We start from the raw sequence: 16,471 nt of genomic DNA on the forward strand, positions 1-16,471 counted from the left end.
CTCGCCAGCACGACCTTCGTCCAGCAGCTTACGGAACATCTCAACGCCGGTGCAGGTAGTTTTCTGAGTGTCGCGCAGACCGACGATCTCAACTTCTTCCTGGATGCGAACGATGCCACGCTCAACACGACCAGTCACAACAGTACCGCGACCCGAGATCGAGAACACGTCTTCGATTGGCATCAGGAACGGCTTGTCGATGGCGCGCTCTGGTTCTGGAATGTAGCTGTCCAGGGTCTCAACCAGCTTCTTGACAGCAGAAGTACCCATTTCGTTGTCGTCTTGGCCGTTCAGAGCCATCAGAGCCGAACCGATGACGATTGGAGTGTCATCGCCTGGGAAGTCGTAAGTGCTCAGCAGGTCGCGCACTTCCATCTCAACCAGTTCCAGCAGCTCAGCGTCGTCAACCATGTCAGCCTTGTTCAGGAAGACAACGATGTACGGAACGCCAACCTGACGGGACAGCAGGATGTGCTCACGGGTTTGTGGCATCGGACCATCAGCGGCCGAGCAAACCAGGATCGCGCCGTCCATCTGGGCAGCACCGGTGATCATGTTTTTTACGTAGTCAGCGTGACCTGGGCAGTCAACGTGCGCGTAGTGACGCACGGCCGAATCGTATTCAACGTGAGCGGTGTTGATGGTGATACCACGAGCCTTCTCTTCCGGGGCGCTGTCGATCTTGTCGAACTCAACCTTGGCCGAGCCGAAAACTTCGGAGCAGACACGAGTCAGAGCAGCGGTCAGAGTGGTTTTACCGTGGTCGACGTGACCGATGGTGCCGACGTTGACGTGCGGTTTGTTACGTTCAAATTTTTCTTTAGCCACGACAATTAACTCCTAGCCTAAAGGGGCTGAATCAGCCTTGTTTTTTAACGAGAGCTTCGACGATGTTCGACGGAGCTTCGGAGTATTTGGAGAATTCCATAGAGTAGCTCGCGCGACCCTGGGACATGGAACGAACGTCGGTTGCATAACCGAACATCTCACCCAACGGAACCTCGGCACGGATAACCTTGCCGGAAACCGTATCTTCCATACCCTGGATCAGACCGCGACGACGGTTCAGGTCACCCATCACGTCGCCCATGTAATCCTCAGGTGTTACGACTTCAACCTTCATGATCGGCTCAAGCACAACACCGCCACCCTTGGTAGCCAGTTGCTTGGTCGCCATGGAGGCCGCCACCTTGAACGCCATCTCGTTGGAGTCGACGTCGTGGTAAGAACCATCGAACACGGTAGCCTTCAGGCCGATCAGCGGATAGCCGGCGACAACGCCGTTCTTCATCTGCTCTTCGATACCCTTCTGGATAGCCGGGATGTATTCCTTCGGAACCACACCACCCACTACTTCGTTCAGGAACTGCAGACCTTCCTGACCTTCGTCAGCAGGTGCAAAACGGATCCAGCAGTGACCGAACTGGCCACGACCGCCGGACTGACGAACGAACTTGCCTTCGATCTCGCAGGACTTCGTGATCTTCTCACGATAGGAAACCTGCGGCTTACCGATGTTGGCTTCGACGTTGAACTCACGACGCATCCGGTCAACCAGGATGTCCAGGTGCAATTCGCCCATGCCGGAGATGATCGTCTGACCAGTCTCTTCATCGGTTTTGACGCGGAAAGACGGGTCTTCCTGAGCCAGCTTGCCCAGAGCGATGCCCATTTTTTCCTGGTCATCCTTGGTTTTTGGTTCAACGGCAACCGAGATAACCGGCTCCGGGAAGTCCATGCGAACCAGGATGATTGGCTTGTCAGCGGAGCACAGGGTGTCACCAGTGGTGACGTCCTTCATGCCGATCAGAGCCGCGATGTCACCAGCGCGTACTTCCTTGATCTCTTCGCGGGTGTTGGCGTGCATCTGCACCATACGACCCACACGCTCTTTTTTACCCTTGACCGAGTTGATAACGCCGTCACCGGAGTTCAACACGCCCGAGTAGACACGAGCAAAGGTAAGGGTACCCACGAACGGGTCGGTAGCGATCTTGAACGCCAGAGCCGAGAACGGCTCAGCGTCGTCTGCGTGACGCTCCATTTCGACAGTTTCGTCATCAGGGTCGGTACCCTTGATGGCCGGAATGTCGACCGGTGCAGGCAGATAGTCGATAACGGCGTCGAGAACCAGGGGAACACCCTTGTTCTTGAAGGAAGAACCGCAAACAGCCAGAACGATTTCACCAGCGATAGTACGCTGACGCAGAGCACCCTTGATCTCTTCGATCGTGAGTTCTTCGCCTTCCAGGTACTTGTTCATCAGCTCTTCGTTGGCCTCGGCAGCTGCCTCGACCATATTGCTGCGCCACTCTTCAGCCAGCTCTTGCAGCTCAGCCGGGATCGGACCACGAACAGCAGCCATACCCTTGTCGTTATCGTTCCAGCGAACAGCTTCCATGGTCATCAGATCGATCTGACCTTCGAAGTTGTCTTCGGCACCGATAGCCAACTGGATAGGCACCGGAGTGTGACCCAGACGCTGCTTGATCTGACCAACGACGCGCAGGAAGTTGGCACCGGCACGGTCCATCTTGTTCACGTAGACAAGACGAGGAACGCCGTACTTGTTGGCCTGACGCCATACGGTTTCCGACTGAGGCTCAACACCCGAAGTACCACAGAACACAACGACAGCACCGTCGAGCACACGCAGCGAACGCTCTACTTCAATGGTGAAGTCCACGTGGCCGGGGGTGTCGATGATGTTGAAGCGATGCTTAGGGAATTGCTTGTTGGAGCCTTCCCAGAAAGCAGTGGTAGCCGCGGAAGTAATGGTAATACCCCGCTCCTGCTCTTGTACCATCCAGTCCATGGTCGCGGCGCCATCATGCACCTCGCCCATTTTGTGGTTTACGCCCGTGTAGAACAGGACGCGCTCAGTGGTAGTGGTTTTACCCGCATCCACGTGAGCAACGATACCAATGTTACGGTAGCGTTTGATATCAGTTGTACGAGCCATAAAGCCCTCGCGAAATTAGTGACGCCAGAATTAGAAGCGGTAGTGCGAGAAAGCCTTGTTGGCTTCAGCCATACGGTGCACGTCTTCACGCTTCTTAACTGCAGCACCTTTACCTTCAGCAGCGTCCAACAGTTCGCCAGCCAAACGCAGAGCCATGGACTTCTCGCCGCGCTTGCGGGCGAAGTCTACCAACCAGCGCATTGCCAGGGCGTTACGACGGGACGGACGAACTTCGACCGGAACCTGGTAAGTAGCACCGCCTACACGGCGCGACTTCACTTCGACCAGCGGAGCGATGGCGTCGAGAGCTTTTTCGAAGATTTCCAGGGGATCGCTGTTCTTGCGTTCCTTAACTTTGTCCAGTGCGCCATAAACAATACGCTCGGCAACGGCTTTCTTGCCGCTTTCCATTACGTGGTTCATGAACTTGGCGAGAATCTGGCTTCCGTATTTCGGATCGTCCAGAATCTCACGTTTGGCTGCTACGCGACGTCTTGGCATTGATAAGCCCTCAAACGGTCTTCAGGTTAGCCCGGGACAGCAGGTGCGTGCCCGACCTTACTCTTATCGACTCAATAAAAAAGAAAACTGCAAAACGACCGATTACTTCGGACGCTTGGTACCGTACTTCGAACGACCCTGGTTACGACCTTTAACGCCGGAGGTATCCAAGGAGCCGCGAACGGTGTGATAACGAACACCTGGCAAGTCTTTTACACGACCGCCACGGATCAGGACCACGCTGTGCTCCTGCAGGTTGTGGCCTTCACCGCCGATGTACGAGGAAACCTCGAAACCGTTGGTCAGACGCACACGGCATACTTTACGCAGTGCCGAGTTAGGTTTTTTCGGCGTAGTGGTATACACACGAGTGCATACGCCACGACGTTGCGGGCAGTTCTGCAGCGCAGGCACGTCGGATTTCTCGACGATACGCTTGCGCGGCTGACGTACCAGCTGGTTGATAGTTGCCATCTACTAGCTCCACTGTTGTCTTGCGACGCTATTGTCTTACAAGAAAAGCAAAAATGGCAGGAACGAATTCCCGCCAAATTTAGGGGATCAAGAGTCTAAAGAGGATCTTGGCCCCAGTCAAGGCGAGGCCCCGACCTCCCCGCCCGACGAATCTCGACAATTTGTCTCGATCCGCCGAACGGAGTGATCAGGGCCAGGCACTCAATTACCGCAGAACTCAGTTACCACTCGAGTTCAGCGCTTCGGTCAGTGCAGCTTCCACTTCACTGGCGCTTACGCGCAGAGGCTTGTCTGCATCGCGGCGACGCTTACGCTCGCTGTGATAGGCCAAACCTGTACCTGCCGGGATCAGACGACCCACGACCACGTTTTCTTTCAGGCCACGCAGATAATCGCGCTTGCCGGTTACCGCTGCTTCGGTCAGTACACGGGTGGTTTCCTGGAAGGAAGCCGCCGAGATGAACGATTCGGTGGACAGCGACGCCTTGGTAATACCCAGCAATACGCGAGTGAACTTGGCAACGAACTTGTCTTCGGCTGCCAGACGCTCGTTCTCCACCAGCACGTGAGTCAGTTCCATCTGGTCGCCCTTGATGAAGCTGGAATCGCCGGACTCGGTGATCTCAACTTTACGCAGCATCTGACGCAGGATGGTCTCGATGTGCTTGTCGTTGATCTTCACGCCTTGCAGACGGTAAACGTCCTGGATTTCGTTCACGATGTACTTGGCCAGCGCACTCACACCCAGCAGACGCAGGATGTCGTGAGGATCGCTCGGGCCGTCGGAGATAACTTCGCCGCGGTTGACCTGTTCGCCTTCGAAGACGTTCAGGTGGCGCCACTTCGGAATCAGCTCTTCGTACGGATCGCTACCATCATTCGGCGTAATGACCAGACGGCGCTTGCCCTTGGTCTCTTTACCGAACGCGATGGTGCCGCTGACTTCAGCCAGGATCGAGGCTTCTTTCGGACGACGGGCTTCGAACAAGTCGGCAACACGTGGCAGACCACCGGTGATGTCACGGGTTTTCGAAGTTTCCTGCGGGATACGGGCGATAACATCACCGATCGCGATCTGCGCACCGTCCGCAACACCGACCAGGGCGTTGGCTGGCAGGAAGTACTGAGCGATTACGTCAGTGCCTGGCAGCAACAGGTCCTTGCCGTTGTCGTCGACCATCTTCACTGCAGGACGGATGTCCTTGCCTGCAGCCGGACGGTCTTTGACGTCGAGCACTTCGATGTTGGTCATACCGGTCAATTCGTCGGTCTGACGCTTGATCGTGATGCCCTCTTCCATGCCCACGTAGGTCACGGTACCTTTCATCTCGGTGACGATCGGGTGAGTGTGCGGGTCCCACTTGGCAACGATGGCGCCAGCGTCGACCTTGTCGCCTTCCTTGACCGAAATCACGGCACCGTATGGCAGCTTGTAGCGCTCACGCTCACGACCGAAGTCGTCTGCAATCGCCAGCTCACCGGAACGGGATACCGCAACCAGGTGACCGTCCACTCGCTCTACGTGCTTCAGGTTGTGCAAACGGACGGTACCGCCATTTTTCACCTGAACGCTGTCAGCTGCGGAGGTCCGGCTTGCAGCACCACCGATGTGGAACGTACGCATCGTCAACTGGGTACCCGGTTCACCGATGGACTGGGCAGCGATAACGCCGACCGCTTCACCGATGTTCACCTGGTGACCACGAGCCAGATCGCGACCGTAGCACTTGGCGCAGATGCCGTAGCGAGTTTCGCAGCTGATCGGCGAACGTACGATCACTTCGTCGATGCTGTTGAGCTCGATGAACTCGACCCACTTCTCATCGACCAGGGTGCCAGCAGGAACGATTACATCCTCGGTGCCCGGCTTGAAGACGTCACGGGCGATGACACGACCCAATACGCGCTCACCCAACGGCTCTACAACGTCACCGCCTTCGATGTGCGGCGTCATGACCAGGCCATGCTCGGTGCCGCAATCGATCTCGGTCACCACCAGGTCCTGCGCCACGTCCACCAGACGACGGGTCAGGTAACCGGAGTTCGCCGTTTTCAACGCGGTATCCGCAAGACCTTTACGAGCACCGTGAGTGGAAATGAAGTACTGGAGTACGCTCAGGCCTTCACGGAAGTTCGCGGTAATCGGAGTCTCGATGATGGAGCCGTCCGGCTTGGCCATCAGGCCACGCATACCGGCGAGCTGACGGATCTGCGCAGCAGAACCCCGCGCACCCGAGTCAGCCATCATGTACATCGAGTTGAAGGATTCCTGCTCGACTTCGTCGCCATGACGGTCGATGACCTTCTCTTTCGAGAGGTTGGCCATCATCGCCTTGGAGACTTCATCGTTCGCCTTCGACCAGAGGTCGATCACTTTGTTGTACTTCTCGCCCTGGGTTACCAGGCCGGAGGCGTACTGGCTCTCGATCTCCTTAACTTCTTCGGTAGCGGTACCGATGATGCGGGCTTTTTCATCCGGGATAACGAAGTCGTTAACACCGATGGAAACGCCGGAGATGGTCGAATAAGCAAAACCGGTGTACATCAGCTGGTCAGCGAAGATCACGGTTTCTTTCAGACCCACCACGCGGTAGCACTGGTTGATCAGCTTGGAGATCGCCTTCTTCTTCATCGGCAGGTTGACGACGTCGAACGACAGGCCCTTCGGCACAACCTGGAACAACAGCGCACGACCGACAGTGGTGTCGACGATACGAGTGTTGGTCACGCTGTTGCCATCGCGATCATTAACGGTTTCGTTGATCCGTACCTTGACCTTGGCGTGCAGTGCGGCTTCGCCGGCACGGAACACACGGTCAACTTCCTGCAGGTCCGCGAATACACGACCTTCGCCTTTGGCGTTGATCGCTTCACGAGTCATGTAGTACAGACCCAATACAACGTCCTGCGACGGAACGATGATTGGTTCACCGTTGGCTGGCGACAGAATGTTGTTGGTGGACATCATCAACGCACGCGCTTCCAGCTGGGCTTCCAGCGTCAGCGGTACGTGCACGGCCATTTGGTCGCCGTCGAAGTCGGCGTTGTACGCAGCACAGACCAGCGGGTGCAGCTGGATAGCCTTACCTTCGATCAGTACCGGTTCAAACGCCTGGATACCCAGACGGTGAAGGGTCGGTGCACGGTTGAGCAGTACGGGGTGTTCGCGGATCACTTCAGCGAGAACGTCCCAGACCTCTGGCAGCTCGCGCTCGACCATTTTCTTGGCTGCTTTAATGGTGGTAGCAAGACCACGCATTTCCAGCTTGCCGAAAATGAACGGCTTGAACAGTTCCAGAGCCATTTTCTTAGGCAGACCGCACTGGTGCAGACGCAGGGTCGGGCCTACGGTAATTACCGAACGACCGGAATAGTCAACACGCTTACCGAGCAGGTTCTGACGGAAACGACCCTGTTTACCCTTGATCATGTCGGCCAGGGACTTCAGAGGACGCTTGTTGGAACCGGTGATGGCGCGGCCACGGCGACCGTTGTCGAGCAACGCGTCAACGGCCTCCTGCAACATACGCTTTTCGTTGCGCACGATGATGTCCGGAGCGGACAGATCGAGCAGGCGCTTCAAGCGGTTGTTACGGTTGATCACTCGACGATACAGATCGTTGAGGTCGGACGTCGCGAAGCGACCGCCATCGAGCGGAACCAGTGGACGCAGGTCTGGCGGCAGAACCGGCAGAACGGTCAACACCATCCACTCAGGCAGGTTGCCGGAGCCTTGGAAGGCTTCCATCAACTTCAGACGCTTGGACAGCTTCTTGATCTTGGTTTCGGAGTTGGTCTGCGGGATTTCTTCGCGCAGACGGCCGATCTCGTGCTCCAGGTCGATCGCGTGCAGCAGTTCGCGGACGGCTTCGGCACCCATGCGGGCATCGAAATCGTCGCCAAACTCTTCCAGCGCTTCGAAGTACTGCTCGTCGTTGAGCAGTTGACCTTTTTCAAGGGTAGTCATGCCCGGGTCGATAACGACATAGCTCTCGAAGTAGAGAACACGTTCGATATCACGCAGGGTCATGTCCATCAGCAAGCCGATACGGGACGGCAGCGATTTCAGGAACCAGATGTGAGCAACCGGCGAGGCCAGTTCGATGTGCGCCATGCGCTCACGACGGACTTTTGCCAGCGCGACTTCAACGCCGCACTTCTCGCAGATCACACCACGATGCTTCAAGCGCTTGTACTTACCGCACAGGCACTCGTAATCCTTTACCGGGCCAAAGATCTTGGCGCAGAACAGACCGTCACGCTCGGGTTTGAACGTACGGTAGTTGATGGTTTCCGGCTTTTTAACTTCACCGAACGACCACGAACGGATCATCTCAGGCGAGGCCAGTCCAATACGGATGGCGTCGAACTCTTCGACTTGACCCTGGTTTTTCAGCAAATTCAGTAGGTCTTTCAAGGCCTTTCCTCCTGGCGGAGCAGAGAGCGGGCACTACAGCCCCGCTCTCGATTCGCGTCACGTGTTATTCGGTTTCCAGATCGATATCGATGCCGAGGGAACGAATTTCCTTGATCAACACGTTGAAGGACTCGGGCATGCCCGGCTCCATACGGTGATCGCCGTCCACGATGTTTTTGTACATCTTGGTCCGGCCGTTCACATCGTCCGACTTCACTGTGAGCATTTCTTGCAGAGTGTATGCAGCACCGTAAGCTTCCAGTGCCCAGACCTCCATCTCCCCGAAACGCTGACCACCGAACTGCGCCTTACCACCCAGCGGCTGCTGGGTAACCAGGCTGTAAGAACCGGTAGAACGAGCGTGCATCTTGTCGTCTACCAAGTGGTTCAGCTTCAGCATGTACATGTAGCCAACGGTAACCGGGCGCTCGAACTTGTTGCCGGTACGGCCATCGAACAGTTGCATCTGGCCGCTTTCCGGCAGGTCTGCCAGTTTCAGCATGGCCTTGATTTCAACTTCCTTGGCACCGTCGAACACCGGAGTGGCCATTGGAACGCCGCCCTTGAGGTTCTTCGCCAGATCCAGGATCTCCTGGTCGGAGAAGCTGTCGAGGTCTTCGTTACGACCACCGATTTCGTTGTAGATCTCATGCAGGAACTTGCGCAGGTCGGCGACCTTGCGCTGCTCTTCGAGCATGCGGTTGATCTTCTCGCCCAAGCCCTTGGCCGCGAGGCCCAGGTGGGTTTCAAGGATCTGACCGACGTTCATACGCGAAGGTACGCCGAGCGGGTTGAGGACGACATCGACCGGGGTGCCGTTGGCATCGTGCGGCATGTCTTCAACCGGCATGATCACGGAGACCACACCCTTGTTACCGTGACGACCGGCCATCTTGTCGCCCGGCTGGATGCGACGACGGATTGCCAGGTAGACCTTGACGATCTTCAGCACGCCCGGAGCCAGGTCATCGCCTTGCTGCAGCTTGCGCTTCTTATCTTCGAACTTGTCATCCAGCAGACGGCGACGGTCAACGATATAGGCCTGAGCCTTCTCGAGCTGCTCGTTCAGAGCGTCTTCAGCCATACGCAGTTTGAACCACTGGCCGTGCTCAAGACCGTCGAGCACTTCGTCGGTGATTTCCTGACCTTTCTTCAGGCCCGCGCCGCCTTCGACCTTATGGCCAACCAACGCAGCGCGCAGACGCTCGAAAGTGGCACCTTCAACGATACGGAACTCTTCGTTCAGGTCTTTGCGAATCTCGTCCAGCTGGCTTTTCTCGATGGACAGAGCACGAGCATCACGCTCAACGCCGTCGCGAGTGAAGACCTGTACGTCAATGACGGTACCCTTGGTGCCGGTAGGCACGCGCAGAGAGGTGTCCTTAACGTCGCTGGCTTTTTCACCGAAGATGGCACGCAGCAGTTTTTCTTCCGGAGTCAGCTGGGTTTCGCCTTTCGGAGTGACCTTACCGACCAGGATGTCGCCAGCGCCTACTTCAGCACCTACATAAACAATACCGGCTTCGTCCAGCTTGTTCAGAGCGGCTTCACCCACGTTCGGGATGTCCGCGGTGATTTCCTCTGGACCCAGCTTGGTATCACGCGCCACACAGGTCAGTTCCTGAATGTGGATCGTGGTAAAGCGATCTTCCTGCACTACACGCTCGGACAGGCAGATGGAGTCTTCGAAGTTGAAGCCGTTCCATGCCATGAACGCGATGCGCATGTTCTGACCCAGTGCCAGCTCACCCATGTCGGTGGACGGGCCGTCGGCCATGATGTCGCTGCGCTGTACCCGATCACCCTTGCTCACCAGCGGACGCTGGTTGATGCAGGTGTTCTGGTTGGAGCGGGTGTACTTGGTCAGGTTGTAGATGTCGACACCGGCTTCGCCTGGCTCGACTTCGTCATCGGCCACGCGAACCACGATACGGCTGGCATCGACGGAGTCGATCACGCCACCACGACGAGCCACGACGCAAACGCCGGAGTCGCGAGCAACGTTACGCTCCATGCCAGTACCTACCAGCGGCTTGTCGGCACGCAAGGTCGGTACAGCCTGACGCTGCATGTTCGAACCCATCAACGCACGGTTGGCGTCGTCGTGCTCGAGGAACGGGATCAGCGAGGCCGCGACCGATACTACCTGCTTGGGCGAAACGTCCATCAGGGTGACGTCTTCCGGCGCCTTTACCGTGAACTCGTTCAGGTGACGAACAGCTACCAGCTCGTCGATCAACTGACCTTTTTCGTTCATGGTCGCCGAAGCCTGGGCGATCACGTGATCGGCCTCTTCAATGGCGGACAGGAACACGATCTCGTCGGTGACCAGCCCTTCCTTCACTACGCGATACGGGCTTTCCAGGAAGCCGTACTGGTTGGTGCGGGCATAGGCAGCCAGGGAGTTGATCAGGCCGATGTTCGGACCTTCCGGCGTTTCGATAGGGCATACGCGACCGTAGTGGGTCGGGTGTACGTCACGAACTTCGAAGCCTGCGCGCTCACGCGTCAGACCACCTGGGCCGAGTGCAGAGACACGACGCTTGTGGGTGATCTCGGACAGCGGGTTGTTCTGGTCCATGAACTGGGAGAGCTGGCTCGAACCGAAGAACTCTTTCACCGCAGCCGCTACCGGCTTGGCGTTGATCAGATCCTGCGGCATCAGGCCTTCGCTTTCAGCCATCGACAGACGTTCCTTGACCGCGCGCTCTACACGCACCAGGCCAACGCGGAACTGGTTCTCGGCCATTTCGCCTACGCAGCGAACACGACGGTTACCCAAGTGGTCGATGTCATCGACGATGCCCTTGCCGTTACGGATGTCGACCAGGGTCTTGAGCACCGCAACGATGTCGTCCTTGTTCAGTACGCCCGAACCTTCGATTTCGGTGCGACCGATACGACGGTTGAACTTCATCCGGCCGACCGCAGACAGGTCATAGCGCTCAGGACTGAAGAACAGGTTGTTGAACAGGGTTTCGGCGGCATCCTTGGTTGGCGGCTCGCCAGGACGCATCATGCGATAGATTTCGACCAGCGCTTCCAGCTGGTTGCCGGTGGAGTCGATCTTCAACGTATCGGAAATGAACGGACCACAGTCGATATCGTTGGTATACAGCGTTTCGATACGAACGACCTGAGCCTTGACGATCTTCGCCAGGATTTCAGTGTTCAGCTCGGTGTTGCACTCTGCCAGGATCTCGCCAGTGGCCGGGTGAACGATGGCCTTGGCCGTAGTGCGACCGAGGACGTAGTCCATGGGCACTTGCAGCTCTTTGATTCCGGCCTTTTCCAGCTGGTTGATATGACGAGCGGTGATACGACGACCCTGCTCGACAATGACCTTGCCTTTGTCATCCTGGATATCGAGAACTGCGATTTCACCGCGCAGGCGCTGAGGCACCAGTTCCAGGCTGAGGTTTTCACCTTGCACATGGAAGACGTTGGTGGTGTAGAACGCGTCGAGCACTTCCTCGGTGGTATAGCCGAGCGCGCGCAGCAATACCGATGCAGGCAGCTTGCGACGACGATCGATACGCACGAACACGCAGTCTTTCGGGTCGAACTCGAAGTCCAGCCAGGAGCCGCGGTAAGGAATGATGCGTGCGGAGTAAAGCAGCTTGCCGGAGCTGTGCGTCTTGCCGCGGTCGTGGTCGAAGAACACGCCTGGAGAACGGTGCAGCTGGGAAACGATTACACGCTCGGTACCGTTGATTACGAAGGTACCGTTTTCAGTCATCAGGGGGATTTCACCCATGTAGACTTCTTGCTCTTTGATGTCCTTGATCGCTTTGTTCGACGATTCTTTGTCGAAAATGATCAGGCGCACTTTTACCCGCAAAGGTACGGCGTAAGTCACACCGCGCAATACGCATTCTTTGACATCAAATGCCGGTTCGCCCAGACGATAACCGACGTACTCCAGCGCAGCATTGCCGGAGTAGCTGATGATCGGGAAAACGGATTTGAAGGCCGCATGCAGGCCCACGTCGCGGAACTGATCTTTAGTCGCTCCCGCTTGCAAGAATTCACGATACGAATCCAGCTGGATGGCCAGGAGGTACGGCACATCCATGACGTCCGGCAACTTGCTAAAGTCCTTGCGGATACGTTTTTTCTCAGTATATGAGTAAGCCATCAGCGTTCCCCAGCTTGGTCACCTGCTTGTTTGGCCCTTCCCGACGGGAGCGGCCAGAAAATCGTGCAAACCCCATGGTTTGCGCCACCACCTCGGGTGGTTACAGCTCGCTACCAGCACCGACCCAGTCGGCTGCCAATAACGGAAAAAGGCCGGTGGCAAAAGCCACCAGCCATCAGCCTTTCGCTCGACGCTCGGGCTGGAGACGCAAGGTCGAAATTACTTGACTTCGACGGCAGCGCCTGCTTCTTCCAGCTTTTTCTTCGCGTCTTCAGCAGCTTCTTTCGAAACGCCTTCAAGGATAACCTGAGGAGCGGAATCAACCTTCTCCTTGGCTTCTTTCAGACCCAGACCGGTCAGTTCACGAACAGCCTTGATCACGTTGACTTTCTTGTCGCCAGCGGCAGCCAGAACAACGTTGAACTCGGTTTGCTCTTCAACGACAGCAGCTGGACCAGCAGCAGCAACGGTAGCAGCAGCGGCGGTAACGCCGAACTTCTCTTCCATTGCCTTGATCAGCTCAACGATTTCCATTACGGATTTTTCGCCGATTGCTTCGATGATTTGTTCGTTAGTCAGAGACATGACTCAATTCCTGAATTGGGGGATAGCCGGCACGGCCATCGAAATAAACAAAAATACGCGGGAAAGGAAACGCTCAGCCTCAGGCTGCAGCAGCTTCTTTCTGGTCGCGAATTGCCGCCAGAGTACGAGCCAATTTGCTGGTAGCGCCTTGAATCACGCTCATCAGCTGAGAAATTGCTTCGTCACGGGTCGGCAGAGTTGCCAGTACGTCGATTTGGTTAGCTGCGAGGAACTTGCCCTCGAACGCAGCTGCCTTGATCTCGAACTTGTCCTGACCCTTTGCGAACTCTTTGAAGATACGGGCAGCAGCGCCCGGATGTTCTTTCGAGAATGCAATCAGGGTCGGGCCGACGAACGCGTCGTTGAGCACGTCATATTGAGTGCCTTCAACAGCGCGCTTGAGCAGGGTGTTACGTACGACACGTACATAAACGCCAGCTTCGCGGGCCTCTTTACGGAGTCCGGTCATAGCGCCTACTGTTACGCCACGGGCATCAGCCACGACAGCGGACAGAGCGACTTTGGCAGCCTCGTTGACTTCAGCGACGATGGCCTTCTTGTCTTCGAGTTTAATTGCCACGGGTTTAACTCCTGCTTGTTACCGTTTCATTCGGTCGGAACCGAATGTCGTTTTGGTGTCTGATTCGGTAAGGAACCGGGAGCACCATCTGCGTAGGCTTGTGGTTTAAGACTTGCGTCGCCTACGGTCTTGGATAGCCCCCGCCAGGCAGGGACCCCAATTTTTCAATTGGCGCAATCGCTTGCGCCAATTTGAGTCTTACGCGTCGAGCGAGCTTTGGTCGATAATCAGACCTGGGCCCATGGTGGTGCTCAGGGTAACGCGCTTGACATAGATACCTTTCGAAGAAGCTGGCTTGATGCGCTTCAGATCAGCGATCAGGGCTTCAACGTTCTCCTTCAGCTTGACGGCATCGAAGCCGATCTTGCCAACGGAGGTGTGGATGATGCCGTTTTTGTCGGTGCGATAACGAACCTGACCAGCCTTGGCGTTCTTGACCGCGGTAGCTACGTCTGGCGTTACGGTGCCGACTTTAGGGTTAGGCATCAGGCCACGTGGACCGAGGATCTGACCCAACTGACCTACAACACGCATGGCATCCGGGGATGCGATAACGACGTCATAGTTCAGCTCGCCGCCTTTCATTTCGGCAGCCAGATCGTCCATGCCTACGCGATCAGCACCAGCAGCCAGAGCAGCTTCAGCTGCTGGGCCCTGGGTGAAGACTGCAACGCGAACGGTCTTGCCAGTGCCGTGTGGCAGCACGGTAGCGCTACGAACGACCTGGTCGGATTTACGTGGATCAACACCCAGGTTTACAGCAACGTCGAACGACTCGCTGAACTTGACAGTCGACAGCTCGGCCAGCAGGGCAGCGGCATCTACAAAGTTGTAGGCCTTGCCTGCTTCGATTTTGCTGGCGATAGCCTTTTGACGCTTGGTCAGCTTAGCCATTACACACCCTCCACGTTAAGGCCCATGCTACGAGCAGAACCGGCGATAGTACGCACGGCTGCATCCATATCAGCTGCAGTCAGATCCGCGTTTTTGGTTTTCGCGATTTCTTCCAGCTGAGCACGGGTAACGGTGCCAACCTTAACAGTGTTTGGACGAGCGGAACCGCTGGTCAAACCTGCAGCCTTCTTCAGCAGAACCGAAGCAGGGGTGCTTTTTGTTTCGAAAGTGAAGCTACGGTCGCTATAGACAGTGATGATCACTGGAGTCGGCAGACCTGGCTCAAGACCCTGGGTACGGGCGTTGAAAGCCTTGCAGAATTCCATGATGTTCACGCCGTGCTGACCCAGAGCAGGACCAACGGGTGGGCTTGGGTTAGCCTGAGCGGCCTTCACTTGCAGCTTGATGTAAGCGGTAATCTTCTTGGCCATGAGGCACTCCAATTACGGGTTCGAACGCCTCGAAAGGCTCCCCGGTTACTTGCGCGTTTATCCCAGTGACGACAAAACCCCACAGCCTTGGGCTGTGGGGTTGGGATGCCTGCTCAATCAGACCTTTTCGACCTGACTGAACTCCAACTCTACCGGAGTAGAGCGACCGAAAATGAGCACTGCCACCTGGATCCGGCTCTTTTCGTAGTTAACCTCTTCAACCGTACCATTGAAGTCAGCGAATGGACCATCAGTGACACGTACAACTTCACCTGGTTCAAACAATGTCTTCGGCTTCGGCTTGTCGCTACCATCAGCGACGCGACGCAGAATCGCTTCTGCCTCTTTGTCTGTAATCGGCGCGGGCTTATCGGCAGTACCGCCAATGAAGCCCATGACGCGAGGGGTGTCCTTGACCAAGTGCCAAGTCCCTTCGTTCATATCCATCTGCACCAGCACGTAACCTGGGAAGAACTTACGTTCACTTTTGCGCTTCTGGCCATTACGCATCTCAACCACTTCTTCAGTGGGGACCAGAATCTCGCCAAAGCCATCTTCCATGCCAGCCAGCTTTACACGCTCTATCAGCGAGCGCATGACATGCTTCTCGTAACCCGAGTAAGCATGCACAACGTACCAACGCTTAGCCACGGGACACCCTTAGCCAACAATCAAGGAAACAAGCCAGCCGAGCAGGGAATCGAGCCCCCACAACAGCAACGCCATCACCAGAACAACAGCCACGACGATCAACGTGGTTTGCGTGGTTTCTTGGCGAGTTGGCCATACGACTTTACGAATCTCGGTGCGGGCTTCCTTAGCGAGTACAAAGAAAGACTTGCCCTTAGCCGTCTGCAGACCCACAAAGGCAGCAACAGCAGCAATAGCAAGCAGTGCAAGTACACGGTACAGGATCGGCGAAGCAGAAAAATACTGATTGCCAACAACGCCAACAGCCACCAAAGCGACTACCACTAGCCACTTGAGCAGATCGAAGCGAGAGCCTTGAGCTTCAGCTTTAGGAGTCATCTATGAAGATCCTGTGAAAAGAAAGCCAGACACACGAGTGAATCTGGCAGGTCAGGAGGGAATCGAACCCCCAACCTACGGTTTTGGAGACCGTCGCTCTGCCAATTGAGCTACTGACCTAAAACAAAATCAGGCCGACCATTATGCCGGCCCGAAAAAGACATTACAACTGTTTACTCGATGACTTTGGCTACGACGCCGGCGCCGACGGTACGACCGCCTTCACGGATAGCGAAACGCAGACCATCTTCCATCGCGATCGGCTTGATCAGGGTGACAGTCATCTGAATGTTGTCACCTGGCATTACCATTTCAACGCCTTCTGGCAGCTCGCAGTTACCAGTCACGTCAGTTGTACGGAAGTAGAACTGTGGACGGTAGCCTTTGAAGAACGGAGTATGACGACCGCCTTCTTCCTTGCTCAGAACATAAACTTCTGCGGTGAACTTGGTGTGAGCCT

Annotated in this window: 12 protein-coding genes, 1 tRNA gene and 1 pseudogene; all 14 read right to left on the reverse strand. The window is 56.2% G+C overall.

What is annotated here, in order from left to right:
* A partial coding sequence (locus AD666_RS07615) for an elongation factor Tu (protein ID WP_053149720.1) occupies nucleotides 1-828 on the reverse strand: 828 nt, incomplete at its 3' end.
* Between the two features lie 31 nt (nucleotides 829-859).
* Nucleotides 860-2,962, reverse strand: coding sequence for an elongation factor G (gene fusA, locus AD666_RS07620; RefSeq protein WP_053149723.1), 2,103 nt, complete (start codon nucleotides 2,960-2,962; stop codon nucleotides 860-862).
* Nucleotides 2,963-2,992: 30 nt separating this feature from the next.
* Entirely contained in the window at nucleotides 2,993-3,463 is a 471-nt protein-coding gene (rpsG, locus tag AD666_RS07625) for a 30S ribosomal protein S7 (RefSeq protein WP_003186074.1), read from the reverse strand.
* Between the two features lie 102 nt (nucleotides 3,464-3,565).
* Nucleotides 3,566-3,937 carry a 30S ribosomal protein S12 gene (gene rpsL, locus AD666_RS07630; protein WP_003186084.1) on the reverse strand — a complete coding sequence of 124 codons (372 nt, stop codon included), beginning with the start codon at nucleotides 3,935-3,937 and terminating at the stop codon, nucleotides 3,566-3,568.
* A gap of 217 nt (nucleotides 3,938-4,154) precedes the next feature.
* The gene (gene rpoC, locus AD666_RS07635) at nucleotides 4,155-8,354 is read right to left on the reverse strand and encodes a DNA-directed RNA polymerase subunit beta' (protein ID WP_053149726.1); all 4,200 of its coding nucleotides are present in this window, start codon (nucleotides 8,352-8,354) and stop codon (nucleotides 4,155-4,157) included.
* 64 nt (nucleotides 8,355-8,418) lie between these two features.
* Nucleotides 8,419-12,492, reverse strand: a complete 4,074-nt coding sequence (rpoB, locus tag AD666_RS07640) for a DNA-directed RNA polymerase subunit beta (protein ID WP_053149728.1) — start codon at nucleotides 12,490-12,492, stop codon at nucleotides 8,419-8,421.
* 219 nt (nucleotides 12,493-12,711) lie between these two features.
* Nucleotides 12,712-13,077, reverse strand: coding sequence for a 50S ribosomal protein L7/L12 (gene rplL, locus AD666_RS07645; protein WP_053149730.1), 366 nt, complete (start codon nucleotides 13,075-13,077; stop codon nucleotides 12,712-12,714).
* A gap of 79 nt (nucleotides 13,078-13,156) precedes the next feature.
* The gene (rplJ, locus tag AD666_RS07650) at nucleotides 13,157-13,657 is read right to left on the reverse strand and encodes a 50S ribosomal protein L10 (RefSeq protein WP_024776458.1); all 501 of its coding nucleotides are present in this window, start codon (nucleotides 13,655-13,657) and stop codon (nucleotides 13,157-13,159) included.
* Between the two features lie 198 nt (nucleotides 13,658-13,855).
* On the reverse strand, nucleotides 13,856-14,551 hold the full coding sequence (rplA, locus tag AD666_RS07655; protein WP_053149732.1) for a 50S ribosomal protein L1: 696 nt from the start codon (nucleotides 14,549-14,551) through the stop codon (nucleotides 13,856-13,858).
* Nucleotides 14,551-14,982 (reverse strand): 50S ribosomal protein L11, encoded by a 432-nt coding sequence (gene rplK, locus AD666_RS07660; protein WP_003176435.1) that lies wholly within the window; start codon nucleotides 14,980-14,982, stop codon nucleotides 14,551-14,553. The genes rplA and rplK overlap by 1 nt, the downstream gene beginning before the upstream one ends.
* A 117-nt stretch (nucleotides 14,983-15,099) precedes the next feature.
* On the reverse strand, nucleotides 15,100-15,633 hold the full coding sequence (gene nusG, locus AD666_RS07665) for a transcription termination/antitermination protein NusG (RefSeq protein WP_010443972.1): 534 nt from the start codon (nucleotides 15,631-15,633) through the stop codon (nucleotides 15,100-15,102).
* A 9-nt stretch (nucleotides 15,634-15,642) separates the two neighbouring features.
* Nucleotides 15,643-16,011, reverse strand: coding sequence for a preprotein translocase subunit SecE (secE, locus tag AD666_RS07670; protein WP_039594676.1), 369 nt, complete (start codon nucleotides 16,009-16,011; stop codon nucleotides 15,643-15,645).
* 44 nt (nucleotides 16,012-16,055) lie between these two features.
* Nucleotides 16,056-16,131, reverse strand: a tRNA-Trp gene (locus AD666_RS07675).
* 53 nt (nucleotides 16,132-16,184) lie between these two features.
* A pseudogene (locus AD666_RS07680) lies at nucleotides 16,185-16,471 on the reverse strand (elongation factor Tu); the annotation flags it as partial.

Origin of the sequence: Pseudomonas sp. Pf153, assembly GCF_001269775.1 — a bacterium.
GTDB classification, from domain to species: Bacteria; Pseudomonadota; Gammaproteobacteria; order Pseudomonadales; family Pseudomonadaceae; genus Aquipseudomonas; species Aquipseudomonas uvaldensis.